At 50.3% G+C, this 12,666-nt stretch carries 12 protein-coding genes and 16 tRNA genes; 27 read left to right on the top strand and 1 reads right to left on the bottom strand.

What is annotated here, in order from left to right:
• Positions 1–86: 86 nt before the first annotated feature.
• From HMPREF9412_RS10470 to HMPREF9412_RS10345, 26 genes are all read left to right on the top strand, one after another.
• Positions 87–162 (top strand) — tRNA-Asn (locus HMPREF9412_RS10470).
• Between the two features lie 5 nt (positions 163–167).
• Positions 168–259 (top strand) — tRNA-Ser (locus HMPREF9412_RS10465).
• Between the two features lie 16 nt (positions 260–275).
• Positions 276–347: transfer RNA gene (locus HMPREF9412_RS10460), tRNA-Glu, on the top strand.
• Between the two features lie 177 nt (positions 348–524).
• Positions 525–600: transfer RNA gene (locus HMPREF9412_RS10455), tRNA-Val, on the top strand.
• 76 nt (positions 601–676) lie between these two features.
• Positions 677–753: transfer RNA gene (locus tag HMPREF9412_RS10450), tRNA-Met, on the top strand.
• A 30-nt stretch (positions 754–783) separates the two neighbouring features.
• Positions 784–860, top strand: a tRNA-Asp gene (locus tag HMPREF9412_RS10445).
• An 80-nt stretch (positions 861–940) separates the two neighbouring features.
• Positions 941–1,016, top strand: a tRNA-Phe gene (locus HMPREF9412_RS10440).
• 22 nt (positions 1,017–1,038) lie between these two features.
• A tRNA-Thr gene (locus tag HMPREF9412_RS10435) sits at positions 1,039–1,114 on the top strand.
• Between the two features lie 4 nt (positions 1,115–1,118).
• A tRNA-Tyr gene (locus HMPREF9412_RS10430) sits at positions 1,119–1,203 on the top strand.
• 6 nt (positions 1,204–1,209) lie between these two features.
• Positions 1,210–1,283, top strand: a tRNA-Trp gene (locus tag HMPREF9412_RS10425).
• A gap of 26 nt (positions 1,284–1,309) precedes the next feature.
• Positions 1,310–1,385 (top strand) — tRNA-His (locus HMPREF9412_RS10420).
• Positions 1,386–1,401: 16 nt separating this feature from the next.
• Positions 1,402–1,476 (top strand) — tRNA-Gln (locus HMPREF9412_RS10415).
• A gap of 14 nt (positions 1,477–1,490) precedes the next feature.
• Positions 1,491–1,565: transfer RNA gene (locus HMPREF9412_RS10410), tRNA-Gly, on the top strand.
• A gap of 11 nt (positions 1,566–1,576) precedes the next feature.
• Positions 1,577–1,650, top strand: a tRNA-Cys gene (locus HMPREF9412_RS10405).
• 12 nt (positions 1,651–1,662) lie between these two features.
• Positions 1,663–1,739, top strand: a tRNA-Arg gene (locus tag HMPREF9412_RS10400).
• A gap of 8 nt (positions 1,740–1,747) precedes the next feature.
• Positions 1,748–1,827: transfer RNA gene (locus HMPREF9412_RS10395), tRNA-Leu, on the top strand.
• Between the two features lie 356 nt (positions 1,828–2,183).
• Positions 2,184–2,483 (top strand): hypothetical protein, encoded by a 300-nt coding sequence (locus tag HMPREF9412_RS10390; RefSeq protein WP_009591410.1) that lies wholly within the window; start codon positions 2,184–2,186, stop codon positions 2,481–2,483.
• A 74-nt stretch (positions 2,484–2,557) separates the two neighbouring features.
• Positions 2,558–3,235, top strand: a complete 678-nt coding sequence (locus tag HMPREF9412_RS10385) for a PspA/IM30 family protein (RefSeq protein WP_009591432.1) — start codon at positions 2,558–2,560, stop codon at positions 3,233–3,235.
• Positions 3,236–3,237: 2 nt separating this feature from the next.
• Positions 3,238–3,726, top strand: coding sequence for a PspC domain-containing protein (locus HMPREF9412_RS10380; RefSeq protein WP_009591433.1), 489 nt, complete (start codon positions 3,238–3,240; stop codon positions 3,724–3,726).
• 1 nt (position 3,727) lies between these two features.
• Positions 3,728–4,414 carry a PspA/IM30 family protein gene (locus HMPREF9412_RS10375; protein ID WP_009591427.1) on the top strand — a complete coding sequence of 229 codons (687 nt, stop codon included), beginning with the start codon at positions 3,728–3,730 and terminating at the stop codon, positions 4,412–4,414.
• A 169-nt stretch (positions 4,415–4,583) separates the two neighbouring features.
• Complete coding sequence (liaF, locus tag HMPREF9412_RS10370; RefSeq protein WP_009591411.1) at positions 4,584–5,228, top strand: cell wall-active antibiotics response protein LiaF; 645 nt, start codon at positions 4,584–4,586, stop codon at positions 5,226–5,228.
• A 42-nt stretch (positions 5,229–5,270) separates the two neighbouring features.
• The gene (locus HMPREF9412_RS10365) at positions 5,271–6,344 is read left to right on the top strand and encodes a sensor histidine kinase (RefSeq protein ID WP_009591423.1); all 1,074 of its coding nucleotides are present in this window, start codon (positions 5,271–5,273) and stop codon (positions 6,342–6,344) included.
• Positions 6,322–6,972 (top strand): response regulator, encoded by a 651-nt coding sequence (locus HMPREF9412_RS10360; RefSeq protein ID WP_036665042.1) that lies wholly within the window; start codon positions 6,322–6,324, stop codon positions 6,970–6,972. The genes HMPREF9412_RS10365 and HMPREF9412_RS10360 overlap by 23 nt, the downstream gene beginning before the upstream one ends.
• 286 nt (positions 6,973–7,258) lie before the next feature.
• Positions 7,259–8,089, top strand: coding sequence for a YwmB family TATA-box binding protein (locus tag HMPREF9412_RS10355; RefSeq protein WP_009591408.1), 831 nt, complete (start codon positions 7,259–7,261; stop codon positions 8,087–8,089).
• Positions 8,090–8,226: 137 nt separating this feature from the next.
• Entirely contained in the window at positions 8,227–9,774 is a 1,548-nt protein-coding gene (gene zwf / locus HMPREF9412_RS10350; RefSeq protein ID WP_009591421.1) for a glucose-6-phosphate dehydrogenase, read from the top strand.
• A gap of 120 nt (positions 9,775–9,894) precedes the next feature.
• Positions 9,895–11,475 (top strand): peptide chain release factor 3, encoded by a 1,581-nt coding sequence (locus HMPREF9412_RS10345; protein WP_009591407.1) that lies wholly within the window; start codon positions 9,895–9,897, stop codon positions 11,473–11,475.
• Between the two features lie 82 nt (positions 11,476–11,557).
• Here HMPREF9412_RS10345 and sspI read toward each other — a convergent pair whose 3' ends face one another.
• On the bottom strand, positions 11,558–11,794 hold the full coding sequence (sspI, locus tag HMPREF9412_RS10340; RefSeq protein ID WP_009591415.1) for a small acid-soluble spore protein SspI: 237 nt from the start codon (positions 11,792–11,794) through the stop codon (positions 11,558–11,560).
• A 142-nt stretch (positions 11,795–11,936) separates the two neighbouring features.
• On the opposite strand from sspI, the gene HMPREF9412_RS10335 reads away from it, so the two are divergent.
• Positions 11,937–12,599, top strand: a complete 663-nt coding sequence (locus HMPREF9412_RS10335) for a potassium channel family protein (RefSeq protein ID WP_009591426.1) — start codon at positions 11,937–11,939, stop codon at positions 12,597–12,599.
• The last annotated feature ends 67 nt before the right edge of the window (positions 12,600–12,666 follow it).

Below are 12,666 nucleotides of genomic sequence, written 5' to 3'. Positions count from 1 at the left end.
ATCGGGTAAATGCTACGGATTCTAATTAACGCAAATTCGTTTCGTATCTAGTTTTCAGGTGATCAATCACTTGAATTAAATATTGTTCCCTGATAGCTCAGTTGGTAGAGCACTCGACTGTTAATCGAGTTGTCACAGGTTCGAGTCCTGTTCGGGGAGCCATTTATGGAGAGGTGTCCGAGTTGGCCGAAGGAGCACGATTGGAAATCGTGTAGGCGCCAAAAGCGTCTCGAGGGTTCGAATCCCTCTCTCTCCGCCATTATAATTTTAAGCAAGGCCCGTTGGTCAAGGGGTTAAGACACCTCCCTTTCACGGAGGTAACAGGGGTTCGAATCCCCTACGGGTCACTACTTTCTTTAATGCATCAGGGGATGAGAATCCCGTCGGTTCGTCGGAGGATAACTTCGTAAGCATAGACTTCGCAGTCTCGAACGAAGTGAGAGTATCCCCTACGGGTCACCACTTTCTTAAAAAACACTTGCTTCTTATATCAGATTTTGGTATGATAAAAGTCGCTTTGTTACGGAGGCTTAGCTCAGCTGGGAGAGCATCTGCCTTACAAGCAGAGGGTCGGGGGTTCGATCCCCTCAGCCTCCACCATAATTCATCCCCATAAAGTGAAGCTCATGCTTCGCAGGTAATTCAGGGGACCCCATACAAGCAACCCTTTTAATGACGCGGGGTGGAGCAGTTCGGTAGCTCGTCGGGCTCATAACCCGAAGGTCGTAGGTTCAAATCCTGCCCCCGCAACCAATTTATATCGCAATAGCGATAGTGCCTCGTGGAACTGTGGTGTAGAGGCCTAACATGCCTGCCTGTCACGCAGGAGATCGCGGGTTCGAATCCCGTCAGTTCCGCCATTTTTACAAGTTTCATAGATGACTTTGGGATGAGATGCGTATCCGATATGGGATTCGTCAAAGTCCGAAATGAGCTCTATGGCTCGGTAGCTCAGTCGGTAGAGCAGAGGACTGAAAATCCTCGTGTCGGCGGTTCGATTCCGTCCCGAGCCACCATGTACCTTTTATAATTTTATACGCCGGTGTAGCTCAATTGGTAGAGCAACTGACTTGTAATCAGTAGGTTGGGGGTTCAAGTCCTCTCGCCGGCACCATTCTGGAGGATTAGTGAAGTGGCTAAACACGGCAGACTGTAAATCTGCTCTCTTCGAGTTCGGTGGTTCGAATCCATCATCCTCCACCAGTTTTTAGGGGCATAGTTTAAAGGTAGAACAGCGGTCTCCAAAACCGTTAGTGTGGGTTCAATTCCTGCTGCCCCTGCCAATCGAATCAATTTTTAATACAATATGGCGGTCGTGGCGAAGTGGTTAACGCACCGGATTGTGGCTCCGGCACTCGGGGGTTCAATTCCCCTCGATCGCCCCATATTACAAAATCATATTGGGGATTAGCCAAGCGGTAAGGCAACGGACTTTGACTCCGTCATGCATAGGTTCGAATCCTATATCCCCAGCCATTGATTTTATGTTTGCGGACGTGGCTCAGCGGTAGAGCATCGCCTTGCCAAGGCGAGGGTCGCGGGTTCGATTCCCGTCGTCCGCTCCATTTTTATTTCTGGCGCCATAGCCAAGTGGTAAGGCACAGCTCTGCAAAAGCTTTATCCCCAGTTCGAATCTGGGTGGCGCCTCCATAACAACCATATGTGCCCTTAGCTCAGCTGGATAGAGCGTTTGACTACGAATCAAAAGGTCAGGAGTTCGAATCTCTTAGGGCACGCCATTGTGTAAGCCGGTGTGGCGGAATTGGCAGACGCGCGCGACTCAAAATCGTGAGGGAAACCGTGGGGGTTCGAGTCCCTTCACCGGCATCAATCAAAAGGAATGTAGACGATCAACGTCTGCATTCCTTTTTTTTGTTGTCTCTCCATCGAAGCATCCACACGACAAGTCCACTCCCAATCACAGCTGCTGAAGATCGTTCTCCTGTAGAACGATGTTCCTTCAATAAGTGATACCGTAGCAGAAGGATGTCCGTCCACGGATAAAACGCAAAAAACTGCAGACCAGTCCAGGGGTTGGACGTAGGTCTATAGGAAGCCCCGCCTTAGGTCTAGGTCCAAAAACCGTCCACAGGCCGTTTTAGTCAAACTCGAAATTACCTAGAATAGAGTCATAAGGTTGAACAAATGAAACAACGATCAAACAACAGAAAGGCGGTGTATAAATGAGGAATTCAAAAGGCAATGGAATGAGTATCCTGTTGATTGGTTTAGGGATCTTGGTTCTTCTGGGAGTATTCGGTCCTCTGCTTGGATGGTTGTTCAGTCTTCTAATTCCGATACTGATGGTTGCTTTGGGATACTACGGAATTCGAAGAGGCAATACCTTGATGGGATGGATCATTCTCGGTATCGGCATCATCTGGTTGATGGGTAAACTGTCTTGGCTGATCGGTCCGATCCTTGGTGTTATCTTAATCATCTACGGAGTGTCCCGATTGAAGAATGGAAGACCCCGTTATTGATAAGGAACCACTACATTATATAACCTGCATAAACAACAGATCAGATCATGATAGATGAGGAGGGCTAAGCCGATATGAGTGTTTTCCGGCGGATAAGAGACATAACCGTAGCAACATTGAATGAAAAGCTCGAGCAGAGCCAGGATCCGGTTCGATTGATCGACCAGTTCCTACATTCAACCAGACAGGACATTGCTGAGGCCGAGAAGCTGCAGCAGCAATGCCAAGTACATTCCAGACAGCTGAAACAGCAGGTGGATCAAGCGGAAACCATGCGATTTAAACGCGAAGAGCAGGCGCTGCTTGCCTTGAAGGCCGGCGAAGAGCATCTTGCCAAGCTGGCATTGCAGGAGAAGCTGATTTATGAGGAAAAGATTGAACAGTATCAAGGCCTGTTATCCTCAAGCCTGGAGTCGTTGAAAGAAATCGAGGAGCAGCTCGGTGAGCTGCGGATGGAATATCAGACGGTCTACAGCAAACGCCAGTATTATGTTGCCCGAGTGGAAACCCTTCGTCTTCAGCAAAAAATGAATGAACGTACGGGATCCTATGGCGGGGGTCATGATGTACCGAAGATGTTCAATCGCCTCGAGGACCGTATCAGCGACTGGGAACTGGAAGCCAGAAGCCTTCGCGATTTACGCCGCATGGGGCAGGAATACATGGATCAGGCTGGAGAATCCGTCTCCACGGTATTGGAAAAGGAACTTGCCCGCTTGAAGCAAAAGCTGAATAACAGCGGAAAGGAGTAACCATGACAAGATTGTACCGTTCCACCCGAGACAAGATGTTCACAGGGTTGATCGGCGGTATATCCGATCATTTCGGAGTCGAATCTACCCTACTTAGAATCATATTTGTAGTCAGTATCTTTTTCACAGGCGGTACAACGCTGTTGATCTATCTGATTGCAACCCTCGTCGTTCCTAAAGAGCCGTATTATCACGATCCGTACGGACCGCAAGGAAGACATGGCGGCGGATACCGTTACAACGACCATCCGGGCCAGGGGCCAGGCTACAACAGCTACAATGACGCTTATGGACGTCATCAAGGCTACCCTAATCCTAATGAGCATGGAAGCTTTGGTCCCAAATATGACCGTCCCAACGGCACAAGAACGAACGCGTCCACCGATTCCGATCTGGATGCGATGATGAAGGATATTGAAAGAAAAGCCATGCAAAAAGAAATCGAAGAATTGAAGAAAAAACTTTCGAACTATGAGAAGGGAGATAAATAACATGGGAGTATTTAAAAGAATCAAGGATATGACGAAAGCATCGGTGAACGAGCTGCTGGATAAAGTGGAGGATCCGATCGTAATGCTGAACCAGTACCTGCGCGACATGGAGGCAGAAATTCATGAAGCTGAGGTAACGGTTGCGAAGCAAATGGCAAATGAGCGTCGCATGAAGCAGCGCGTCGATGAGGCTGTGAAGATGGCGGCACAACGTGAAGCTCAGGCGGAATTGGCTCTGAAAAACGGTCAAGAAGAAGTGGCTCGCAAGCTGCTTGAAGAAAAGATCTATTTCGATCAAAAAGAAACCGAGTACGTGGAACTGCACCTGCAATCCGAGGCTCAAGCGAAAGAGCTTGTTGCTCAGCTGCATGAAATGAAAGACGAGTTCTACAAAATGCGCAACAAGCGCAATGAGCTTGTAGCTCGCGCTCAAATGGCGAAAGCGAAGAAGCAAATGTCTCAAGTGAGCAGCCTGCACACCATTGAAAGCGGCAGTGCTTCGATGGGCTTCCACCGCATGGAAGAAAAAATCATGCAAATGGAAGCTGAAGCTGATGTGCTTCGCGCACCATACCGCCCTAACAACGCAGCATACACAAGTCCAGTGGATGCTGAGAAGCAACTGAAGGTGGATGAGCAGCTGCAAGCGCTGAAAAACAAAATGGGGAAACCCTCGAAATCCGAGTAATTCCTTAGCAAGTCAGCAAAATAAGAACAAAGCGTATTCGAATACCGTGTTCATATGATATGCTATACGAATGAGATTGTCGTATAGTACAGGCAAAGCCATACAGTGGGGAACATCTCACTGATATGGCTTTTCCGAGCTTATATCTTGGTCATCAAGGAGGTGCGACATGGACAGAAACCGCTGGATAGCAGTAGGTTTAATCAGCTTGGGTTTTATTATGCTTTTCGGCCGATGGTTTGGTTTCTTCACCATTGTCGCCCTGTTGCTCATCTTCGCGGGCGTCCTTCAGATCAGGCAAGGCCATGTGAAGAAGGGGTACATTCTGCTCGGCGTCGGAGCCGTGCTGCTGCTGCTCGAGCATCTTATGTTGATTATTGGCGTCAGTTTGATATCGCTGGGTATTTTCTACGGCAAGTCCAAACGGGCCCATACCACGACCAGATATATTCAGAAGCAGAACTTTATGTCCAACTTTGACTGGGACCGTGCACCCTGGGTGATGCGCAGCTTGAGCGTGTGGCATGTGCTCGGAGAAGCGGATGTGGATCTGTCCCTGGCGCTTCCCGAAGAACGGCAAACGGTGCTCATGTTCCACGGAATGCTCGGTGATATCGATCTGATGATTCCGGACTATTACGGGGTGGAGATCGAAGCATTCATCTTGTTTGGATCGATTCATATGGACGACCGGAAGGAAACCGGCATATTGAACCGAGTGAAATATCAATCGCCCAATTATGAGACCAGCGAATATAAAGTGAAATTTATCGTTTCTTATTTAGGCGGAGATTTGAATATAAGAATGACATAATAAACGTATTGTTTTGTGTATACCATTCAGGAGGGTTGCCCCGTGGAAACGGAAAAGAAAGCAAATATCATTACCCGAAGTATGCGTGAGGGGACCCTTCTGGGATTGGTTGTCATGCTCGTTGTCCTTTATTTATTATATACATATGGTTATCTTCGACCGTTTGAGACGTGGAAGAACCGGATCGAGGCAGGCATAACCCTGGTACTGCTGCCGATCGGGCTGGGAGCGATTTATGGCTTCTTCCAGGGATACCGGGTAAAACGGCGGGTCGATCTCGTTAGGGAAACACTCGTGAACTGGGAAAAAGGGAGTCTGACGGACGTCATGCCGGACATCGGCGAAGACGAAGTGGGCCGGCTTGGAGAACAGCTGGTGAAGATCAGCAAGCGCTGGGAGGATCAGGTGTCTTCCCTGCAGCGGTTATCCACGAACAATGCCCAGCTAGCCGAGCAGGCCAGGGTTACGGCGATCGTGGAAGAGAGACAGCGTCTGGCGCGCGAGCTCCATGATGCGGTTTCTCAGCAGCTGTTTGCCATCTCGATGACGGCAACAGCTGTGGGCAGGACGCTGGATAAGGATTTTGACAAAGCGCAGCGCCAGGTGGCTCTGATTGAGGAAATGTCGGCTGTGGCACAGTCCGAGATGAGGGCGCTTCTCCTTCATCTGAGGCCGGTTTATCTCGAAGGAAAAGCACTGGAGCAGGGGCTGCGGGATTTGATCACGGAATTACGGATCAAAGTACCTATGGAAATTACGTTTGAGATGGACGATGACATACATTTGCTTAAAGGGATCGAAAATCATCTGTTCCGCATTATTCAGGAGGCCATGTCGAATACGCTTCGGCACTCGAAGGCGGAAAAAATGGACATCCGGATTCATCGCAGGCAGAACACCGTTCGGGTAATGCTGCGAGATGACGGGGTCGGGTTCGAACTGGACGACAAGAAACAGACTTCCTACGGTCTTTCGACCATGCAGGAACGGGTGACGGAAATCGGCGGCTCGTTACAATTCATCACGGCCCCGGGTAAAGGGACGCGGATTGAGATTATCGTGCCGCTCATAAACGAAGAACGCAAACGGGGGGATGGAGATGGAAGCACCGATTAAGGTACTGCTGGTGGATGATCATGAGATGGTGCGGATCGGATTGGCTGCCGTGCTTGGCACCGAAGACGGCATTGAGGTGGTAGGCGAAGCGGGCAGCGGCGAGGAAGGCATACGCCTGGCGCAGGAATATCATCCTGACGTGGTGCTGATGGATCTGGTCATGGATGGGATGGACGGCATTGAGACCACGCGGGAGCTGATGAAGCAATTTCCGAATCTTAAGGTGATCGTACTGACCAGCTATCTGGACGATGAGAAGATGTATCCGGTCATTGAAGCAGGCGCATTCAGCTATCTGCTGAAGACCTCCCGGGCTTCCGAGGTCGCAGATGCTATACGTGCCGCCGCACGGGGGCAGTCGGTTCTGGAGTCTCAGGTCGCTTCGAAGATGATGAATCGTTTCCGCCATCCGCAAAATGAAGCGCCCGCGCATAATGACCTGACGGACCGGGAGATGGAAGTGCTGCGATTGCTGGCACAGGGCAAATCCAATCAGGACATTGCCGATGATTTGATTATAGGCATCAAAACCGTGAAGTTTCACGTGACGAATATTTTGGGCAAGCTGGGGGTAGAGGATCGGACCCAAGCTGCCATCTACGCTTATAAAAATGGGCTGGCGGAGTAAGGAGTGCCGGCTCTTTTTTATGCTTATGAACGTGAAATAAACAGTTCCCAGGTGCTGAGCGCGGATCTAAACAGATCCATGATGCGATGTGTAGGGTATCAACATATCCATATAAACAATGAGAGGCAGGCTTAAAGACTCCCCAATCGGGAGGCTTTTTTGTTATGGAGGTCTCTTTACAACGGTAGGATAACAGGATCATTTTCAATGGCGAGGTATAAATCTGAAGTGAGGCGGCCATCCTTTTACTAGATTGATAGATTCGTACGAGGAGGCGTGGCTGACGATGCGGAAGATACGTTTACAGCTGATTGTGATGATGTTGTTGCTGTGCGGGGCAGCAGGGATGATGGCGGGTTTTGCGGGAACAACAGAACGCAATGGGGAGGAATCGGTTCCGCAAACGGCAGAGGCGTCAGCTTGGAAGGGAACGGCGAATGGAGCATCAGAAGCAGGGACTACAGCCGAAAGCAATTTGGAGCTTCTTGCAGCCCTTGGACAGGAACATATGGATCCTTCCGCACTCCTCACGGTAAAAATTCAAGGCGAAATGATAAATTCGATTTCTAAGGATCAAGCTAAGACTGCAGCCGAAAAATTGGCTCGTGCAATGGGGCTTTCCGGCATTACCTCGAACGAGCTTCAAGGAAATGACGTATTCCAAGCGGAAGGCGATCGATCGGGCGTCTCCGTGCATTTGGATTGGGCCCTCACGAAGCAAGGCCATAGTTATGTCAGAGTCATGCTTGTCGGAGAGGCAGCAGCGCAGGCCCGGGAAATGATGAGCCTTCAGCAGCATGTTCAAGAACGGATGGAGCAAGCAGGCATACCGAATACGTGGAATGCGTCCATTCAAGGATATGCAACGAAGTCAGGCAGCGTGGATGGAACGATGGCCCAAGTAGAAGAGGCCGTAGCCCGAAAGCTGCCGCTTCGTTCCGTTGAGGATTATGCGGATGTTACAACGATCAGCCGATCCTATGAGGCGCCTTCGCTGGGGACTTTTGTGAAGAGTGGCAACACGCCGATTCATATGCAGATCGCGGTGCATGAAGATTCGGTGAAGAAAAGCAGTAGAATAACGATCGGATTTCCCGTCATTACAATAGAATATTGAAAATAATATCTGAAACTCCGATGAAAAAATACGGAATGAGATAGCATACTTGAAATGAATATGCTAAAATGTCATCACATCGAGTTAAGTGCCGATGCATAAAAATACACTATAATTCATAGAAAGAATGAGGAGCCATGGCTGAAAATCAAAATCTAGATACAATGAAGACACCGGGAGCTGTATTTTTCATCTTTGGAGCGACTGGTGATTTGGCAAGACGTAAGTTGTTTCCGGCGATCTACAGTCTTTATCGTGAAGGAAAACTGGATGAGGATTTTGCTGTAATCGGCGTGGCGCGGCGTCCGCGCACCCAGGAGGAGTTTCGGGAGGACGTGTATCGTTCGATTCAGGAATTCTGCCGATATAGTTCGGAACAGGATAGTGAATGGAATGCATTTGCACAGCATTTTGAATATAAATCTTTAGATATCAACAATATTGACGGTTTCCGTGAGCTCCGCGAACAAACGGAGCAATTGGAAACGAAATTTAATATACCGGGCAACCGCTTGTTCTATCTCGCGCTTGCACCGGAATTGTTCGGCAGCGTATCGTTCAACCTGATGAAGGGCGGCATGCTTGACGGAGAGGGCTGGAACCGTCTTGTGATCGAGAAGCCGTTCGGCTACGATCTGGAGTCCGCTGCCAAGCTGAACGAAGAGATCCGTAAAGTGTTCAAGGAAGAGGAGATCTATCGGATCGACCATTACCTCGGGAAGGAAATGGTGCAGAACATCGAGGTTATCCGTTTTGCGAATGCTTTCTTCGAGCCGCTCTGGAATAACAAGCATATTGCCAACATCCAAATCACGCTTGGTGAAACGGTTGGCGTCGAGGAGCGGGGAGGTTATTACGACCATGCGGGCGCACTCAGGGATATGGGTCAAAACCATATGCTGCAGCTGCTGACCATGATTGCCATGGAGCCGCCTAGCCGTCTGCTCGCAGAAGATATTCGCGACGAGAAGGTGAAGGTGCTTCGCTCCCTGCGTCCATATGCCTCAAACGAAGAAGTCAAGAACAACGTGGTTCGCGGTCAGTATACGAGCGGTTCCGCAGGCGGCAAAGATCTGCCGGCTTACCGTGAAGAGGATAAGGTGAATCCTGAATCCAATACGGAAACCTATTTTGCGGCCAGAGTCTTTGTGGATAATTTCCGCTGGGCGGGCGTACCGTTCTATATCCGCACGGGCAAACGGCTTCCGGTTAAGACGACCGAGGTGGTCGTAGAGTTCAAACGGATGCCAACGAACGTATACTTGGGCCAGAAGCATTCCCTGGAGCCTAACCTGCTCGTTATCCGGGTCAACCCGATGGAAGGCATCTACGTGAAGATCAACGCGAAGAAGCCTGGCTCCGAGTCCGAGATCGCTCCGGTTGCGATGGACTTCTGCCAAAGCTGCATCGTGGGCATCAACTCTCCAGAAGCGTATGAGCGTCTGCTGCATGATGCCGCCCGCGGGGATTCCACCTACTTTACGCGTTGGGACGAAGTGGCTTCCGCTTGGTCCTTCGTGGATCGCATCGCTAGCGCTTGGAGAGAGAACCAGGGCGAGCTGGAATCGTATCCTGCCGGCTCCTGGGGACCTGACAAAGCGGATGAGCTGCTGAAGGAAGACGGCTTCCACTGGTGGCCGGTTAACGGTCAGCTTGAGGATAACGTAGTGTGGTTGAAAAAATAGAAGATTAGCTAAAATTTATGCGATAAAAATCATCCTCATGCGCACGGCGCATGGGGATGATTTGCGTATGAATTGTGGTACAATGATATACATGACTTTAGTTACGAAGGGATAAGTGAAATGGCAAAGCTAATAGATGAACTGCAGCAGGAAGTGGATAAGCGTCGCACGTTCGCGATTATTTCCCACCCTGACGCCGGTAAGACGACGCTGACCGAGAAGCTGCTCTTGTTCGGGGGCGCCATTCGTCTGGCCGGATCGGTAAAAGCTCGTAAAGCGAGCAAGCATGCAACGAGTGACTGGATGGAGATCGAGAAGCAGCGGGGAATCTCCGTCACGTCGTCCGTGATGCAATTTGATTATTTAGGGCATCGGATTAATATATTGGATACGCCGGGTCACCAAGACTTCAGTGAGGATACCTATCGTACGTTGACGGCTGCCGACAGCGCCGTCATGTTGATTGACGTAGCCAAAGGGGTCGAGGCCCAGACCATCAAGCTGTTTCAGGTCTGCGCGAAGCGGGGCATTCCGATCTTCACCTTCATCAACAAACTCGACCGCGAAGGACGCAGTCCGTTTGACCTGATGGAGGAGCTTGAGCAGGTGCTGGGCATCCGCTCCGTACCGATGAATTGGCCGATCGGTTCCGGCCGCGACCTGTGCGGCGTGTACGACCGGGTGAAGAATCAGGTGGAATTGTTCCAAGGGGACGACCATTCCACGATTAAAGTGCAGAAGGTCGAAGGGTATGAAGATCCGCTCATCCGCGAAATGGCTGGCGATTATCTGCATGACCAGTTATGTCAGGATCTGGAGCTGCTGGATGTTGCCGGTGACCCGTTTGATCTGGAGAAAGTGATGCAGGGTCAGTTAACGCCTGTATTTTTCGGCAGTGCGATCAACAATTTCGGCGTCCAGACCTTTCTCGAAAACTTCCTCCAGCTTGCGCCGAAGCCGGAGCCGCGCCGCAGCACGGAAGGCGTGGTGGAACCGACCGATGAGAAATTCTCCGGTTACGTATTTAAGATCCAAGCCAACATGAATCCGGCTCACCGGGACCGCATCGCTTTCCTTCGAATCGTATCGGGCAAGTTCGAACGCGGTATGAGCGTGAAGCATGTGCGGGTAGGCAAGGAAATCAAGCTGGCGCAGCCGCAGCAATTTTTGGCGCAGGATCGAGATATTGTGCAGGAAGCATACCCTGGCGATATTATCGGTCTGTTTGACCCGGGGATTTTTCGGATCGGGGATTCCCTCAGCCAAGGACGCGAGGTTGTATTCGACGAGCTTCCGACGTTTTCCCCGGAGATCTTTGCCAAAGTAACCGTGAAGAATGCGCTGAAGCATAAGCAATATCAGAAGGGGATTGACCAATTGACGGAAGAGGGGACCATTCAGGTATTCCGCACCGTTAGCTTCGACGAGACCATTCTCGGGGTGGTCGGTCAGCTCCAGTTCGAAGTGTTCGAGTATCGGATGAAGGGGGAGTACGGCGTCGATGTCCAGCTGCAACGGATGCCGTATCAGTTTGCCCGCTGGCTCGTGGACGACAACATTGATCCGTCCAAGTTCCGGATTAACTCCACCCTCGTGAAAGACAAGAAGGATAATTATGTCGTTCTCTTCGAAAATGAGTATGCGATGAGAACCGCCATAGACAAGAACCCAACCGCCCAGTTTCTTGAGACCGCTCCGTAAGCGATGGCATAAATATGCAGGATAAAGAACAATCCCCTCAGCTTGAAGGCTTAGGGGATTGTTCTTTTTGTTGAGCGCGGGATTATCCCTGAAGATTGCCAGGCGTAACGGTTTTCAAATGGTCGTGAAGGGAAGAGACAAGGGTATTTTGCTGGGCAGCATCCATGTCTTTCCACATCATTTCAAACATCACGCCGAGTCCCGGCAGGGCGGCTTCAGGCCCGTCAACGGAACCCTCGATCATGGAGCGCAGCTCTTCTTCGTCCTGATTGTGGACTTTATGAATGACGGCTTGCCTTAGATCTAACAATATGGACATCGAAATGTTCCTCCTTGTTATATAAGGGTCATTGTGTAATGTACCCGTTCCAGGGGAGTTACATTCAAGTATTCTGGACAGTATGATATACTGTTATCATTGATGATTAAGGATCGACCTAGGCTCGTGGGGGGATATATAAATGGCTAAGAAGCAGTACGCAGTAATCGGTATGGGGCGTTTTGGCACAAGCGTTGCCAAGGAATTGAGCAGCATGGGTTTTGACGTATTAGCCGTTGATGCGAGCGAACAGCGTATTCAGGAAACTGCCAGCATGGTCACGCATGCCGTTTCGGCGGATTCGACCGATGAAGAGGCGCTCCGGGCGCTCGGCATTCGGAATTTTGATGTGGTTGTCGTGGCTATCGGGGAGGATATTCAATCCAGCATTTTGACGACGCTGATTCTGAAGGATCTTGGCGTACCGGCTATTATCGTAAAAGCGAAGAATGAGCTGCACGGAAAAGTGCTTAACAAAATCGGCGCGGACAAGGTGATTTTCCCAGAGCGGGACATGGGGCTTCGGGTTGCCCACCATCTGGTGTCGCCGAATATTCTGGACTATATCGATTTGTCGGACGACTACAGCATTATGGAGATGCTGGCTACAGGCGAGCTGATTGGCCACAATTTGAGAGAGCTGGATATTCGCGCACGATTCGGGTGCAATGTCATGGCGATTCGAAGCGATGCGGACATGAACATTTCGCCAAGTCCGGATGACCGGATTGAGGAAGGCGATGTGCTCGTCATCGTGGGACATAAGAATGACTTAACGAAGCTGGAGCTTGCTTATCCCAAATAAAGCCGTCAGCTTCGGATACCGGGCCGAACCCGGGCTCTGATGAGTATATATGTAAAGAACGGATGGG

The organism is Paenibacillus sp. HGF5, from assembly GCF_000204455.1.
GTDB classification, from domain to species: Bacteria; Bacillota; Bacilli; order Paenibacillales; family Paenibacillaceae; genus Paenibacillus_AQ; species Paenibacillus_AQ lautus_A.
This window is presented reverse-complemented; position numbering and strand designations above follow the sequence as displayed.

Bases quoted from the DNA above. Each gene is read 5' to 3' on its own strand.
- HMPREF9412_RS10390 (WP_009591410.1), top strand. From the start codon at position 2,184: ATGAGGAATTCAAAAGGCAATGGAATGAGTATCCTGTTGATTGGTTTA.
- HMPREF9412_RS10385 (WP_009591432.1), top strand. From the start codon at position 2,558: ATGAGTGTTTTCCGGCGGATAAGAGACATAACCGTAGCAACATTGAAT.
- HMPREF9412_RS10380 (WP_009591433.1), top strand. From the start codon at position 3,238: ATGACAAGATTGTACCGTTCCACCCGAGACAAGATGTTCACAGGGTTG.
- HMPREF9412_RS10375 (WP_009591427.1), top strand. From the start codon at position 3,728: ATGGGAGTATTTAAAAGAATCAAGGATATGACGAAAGCATCGGTGAAC.
- liaF (WP_009591411.1), top strand. From the start codon at position 4,584: ATGGACAGAAACCGCTGGATAGCAGTAGGTTTAATCAGCTTGGGTTTT.
- HMPREF9412_RS10360 (WP_036665042.1), top strand. From the start codon at position 6,322: ATGGAGATGGAAGCACCGATTAAGGTACTGCTGGTGGATGATCATGAG.
- HMPREF9412_RS10355 (WP_009591408.1), top strand. From the start codon at position 7,259: ATGCGGAAGATACGTTTACAGCTGATTGTGATGATGTTGTTGCTGTGC.
- zwf (WP_009591421.1), top strand. From the start codon at position 8,227: ATGGCTGAAAATCAAAATCTAGATACAATGAAGACACCGGGAGCTGTA.
- HMPREF9412_RS10345 (WP_009591407.1), top strand. From the start codon at position 9,895: ATGGCAAAGCTAATAGATGAACTGCAGCAGGAAGTGGATAAGCGTCGC.
- sspI (WP_009591415.1), bottom strand. From the start codon at position 11,794: ATGTCCATATTGTTAGATCTAAGGCAAGCCGTCATTCATAAAGTCCAC.
- HMPREF9412_RS10335 (WP_009591426.1), top strand. From the start codon at position 11,937: ATGGCTAAGAAGCAGTACGCAGTAATCGGTATGGGGCGTTTTGGCACA.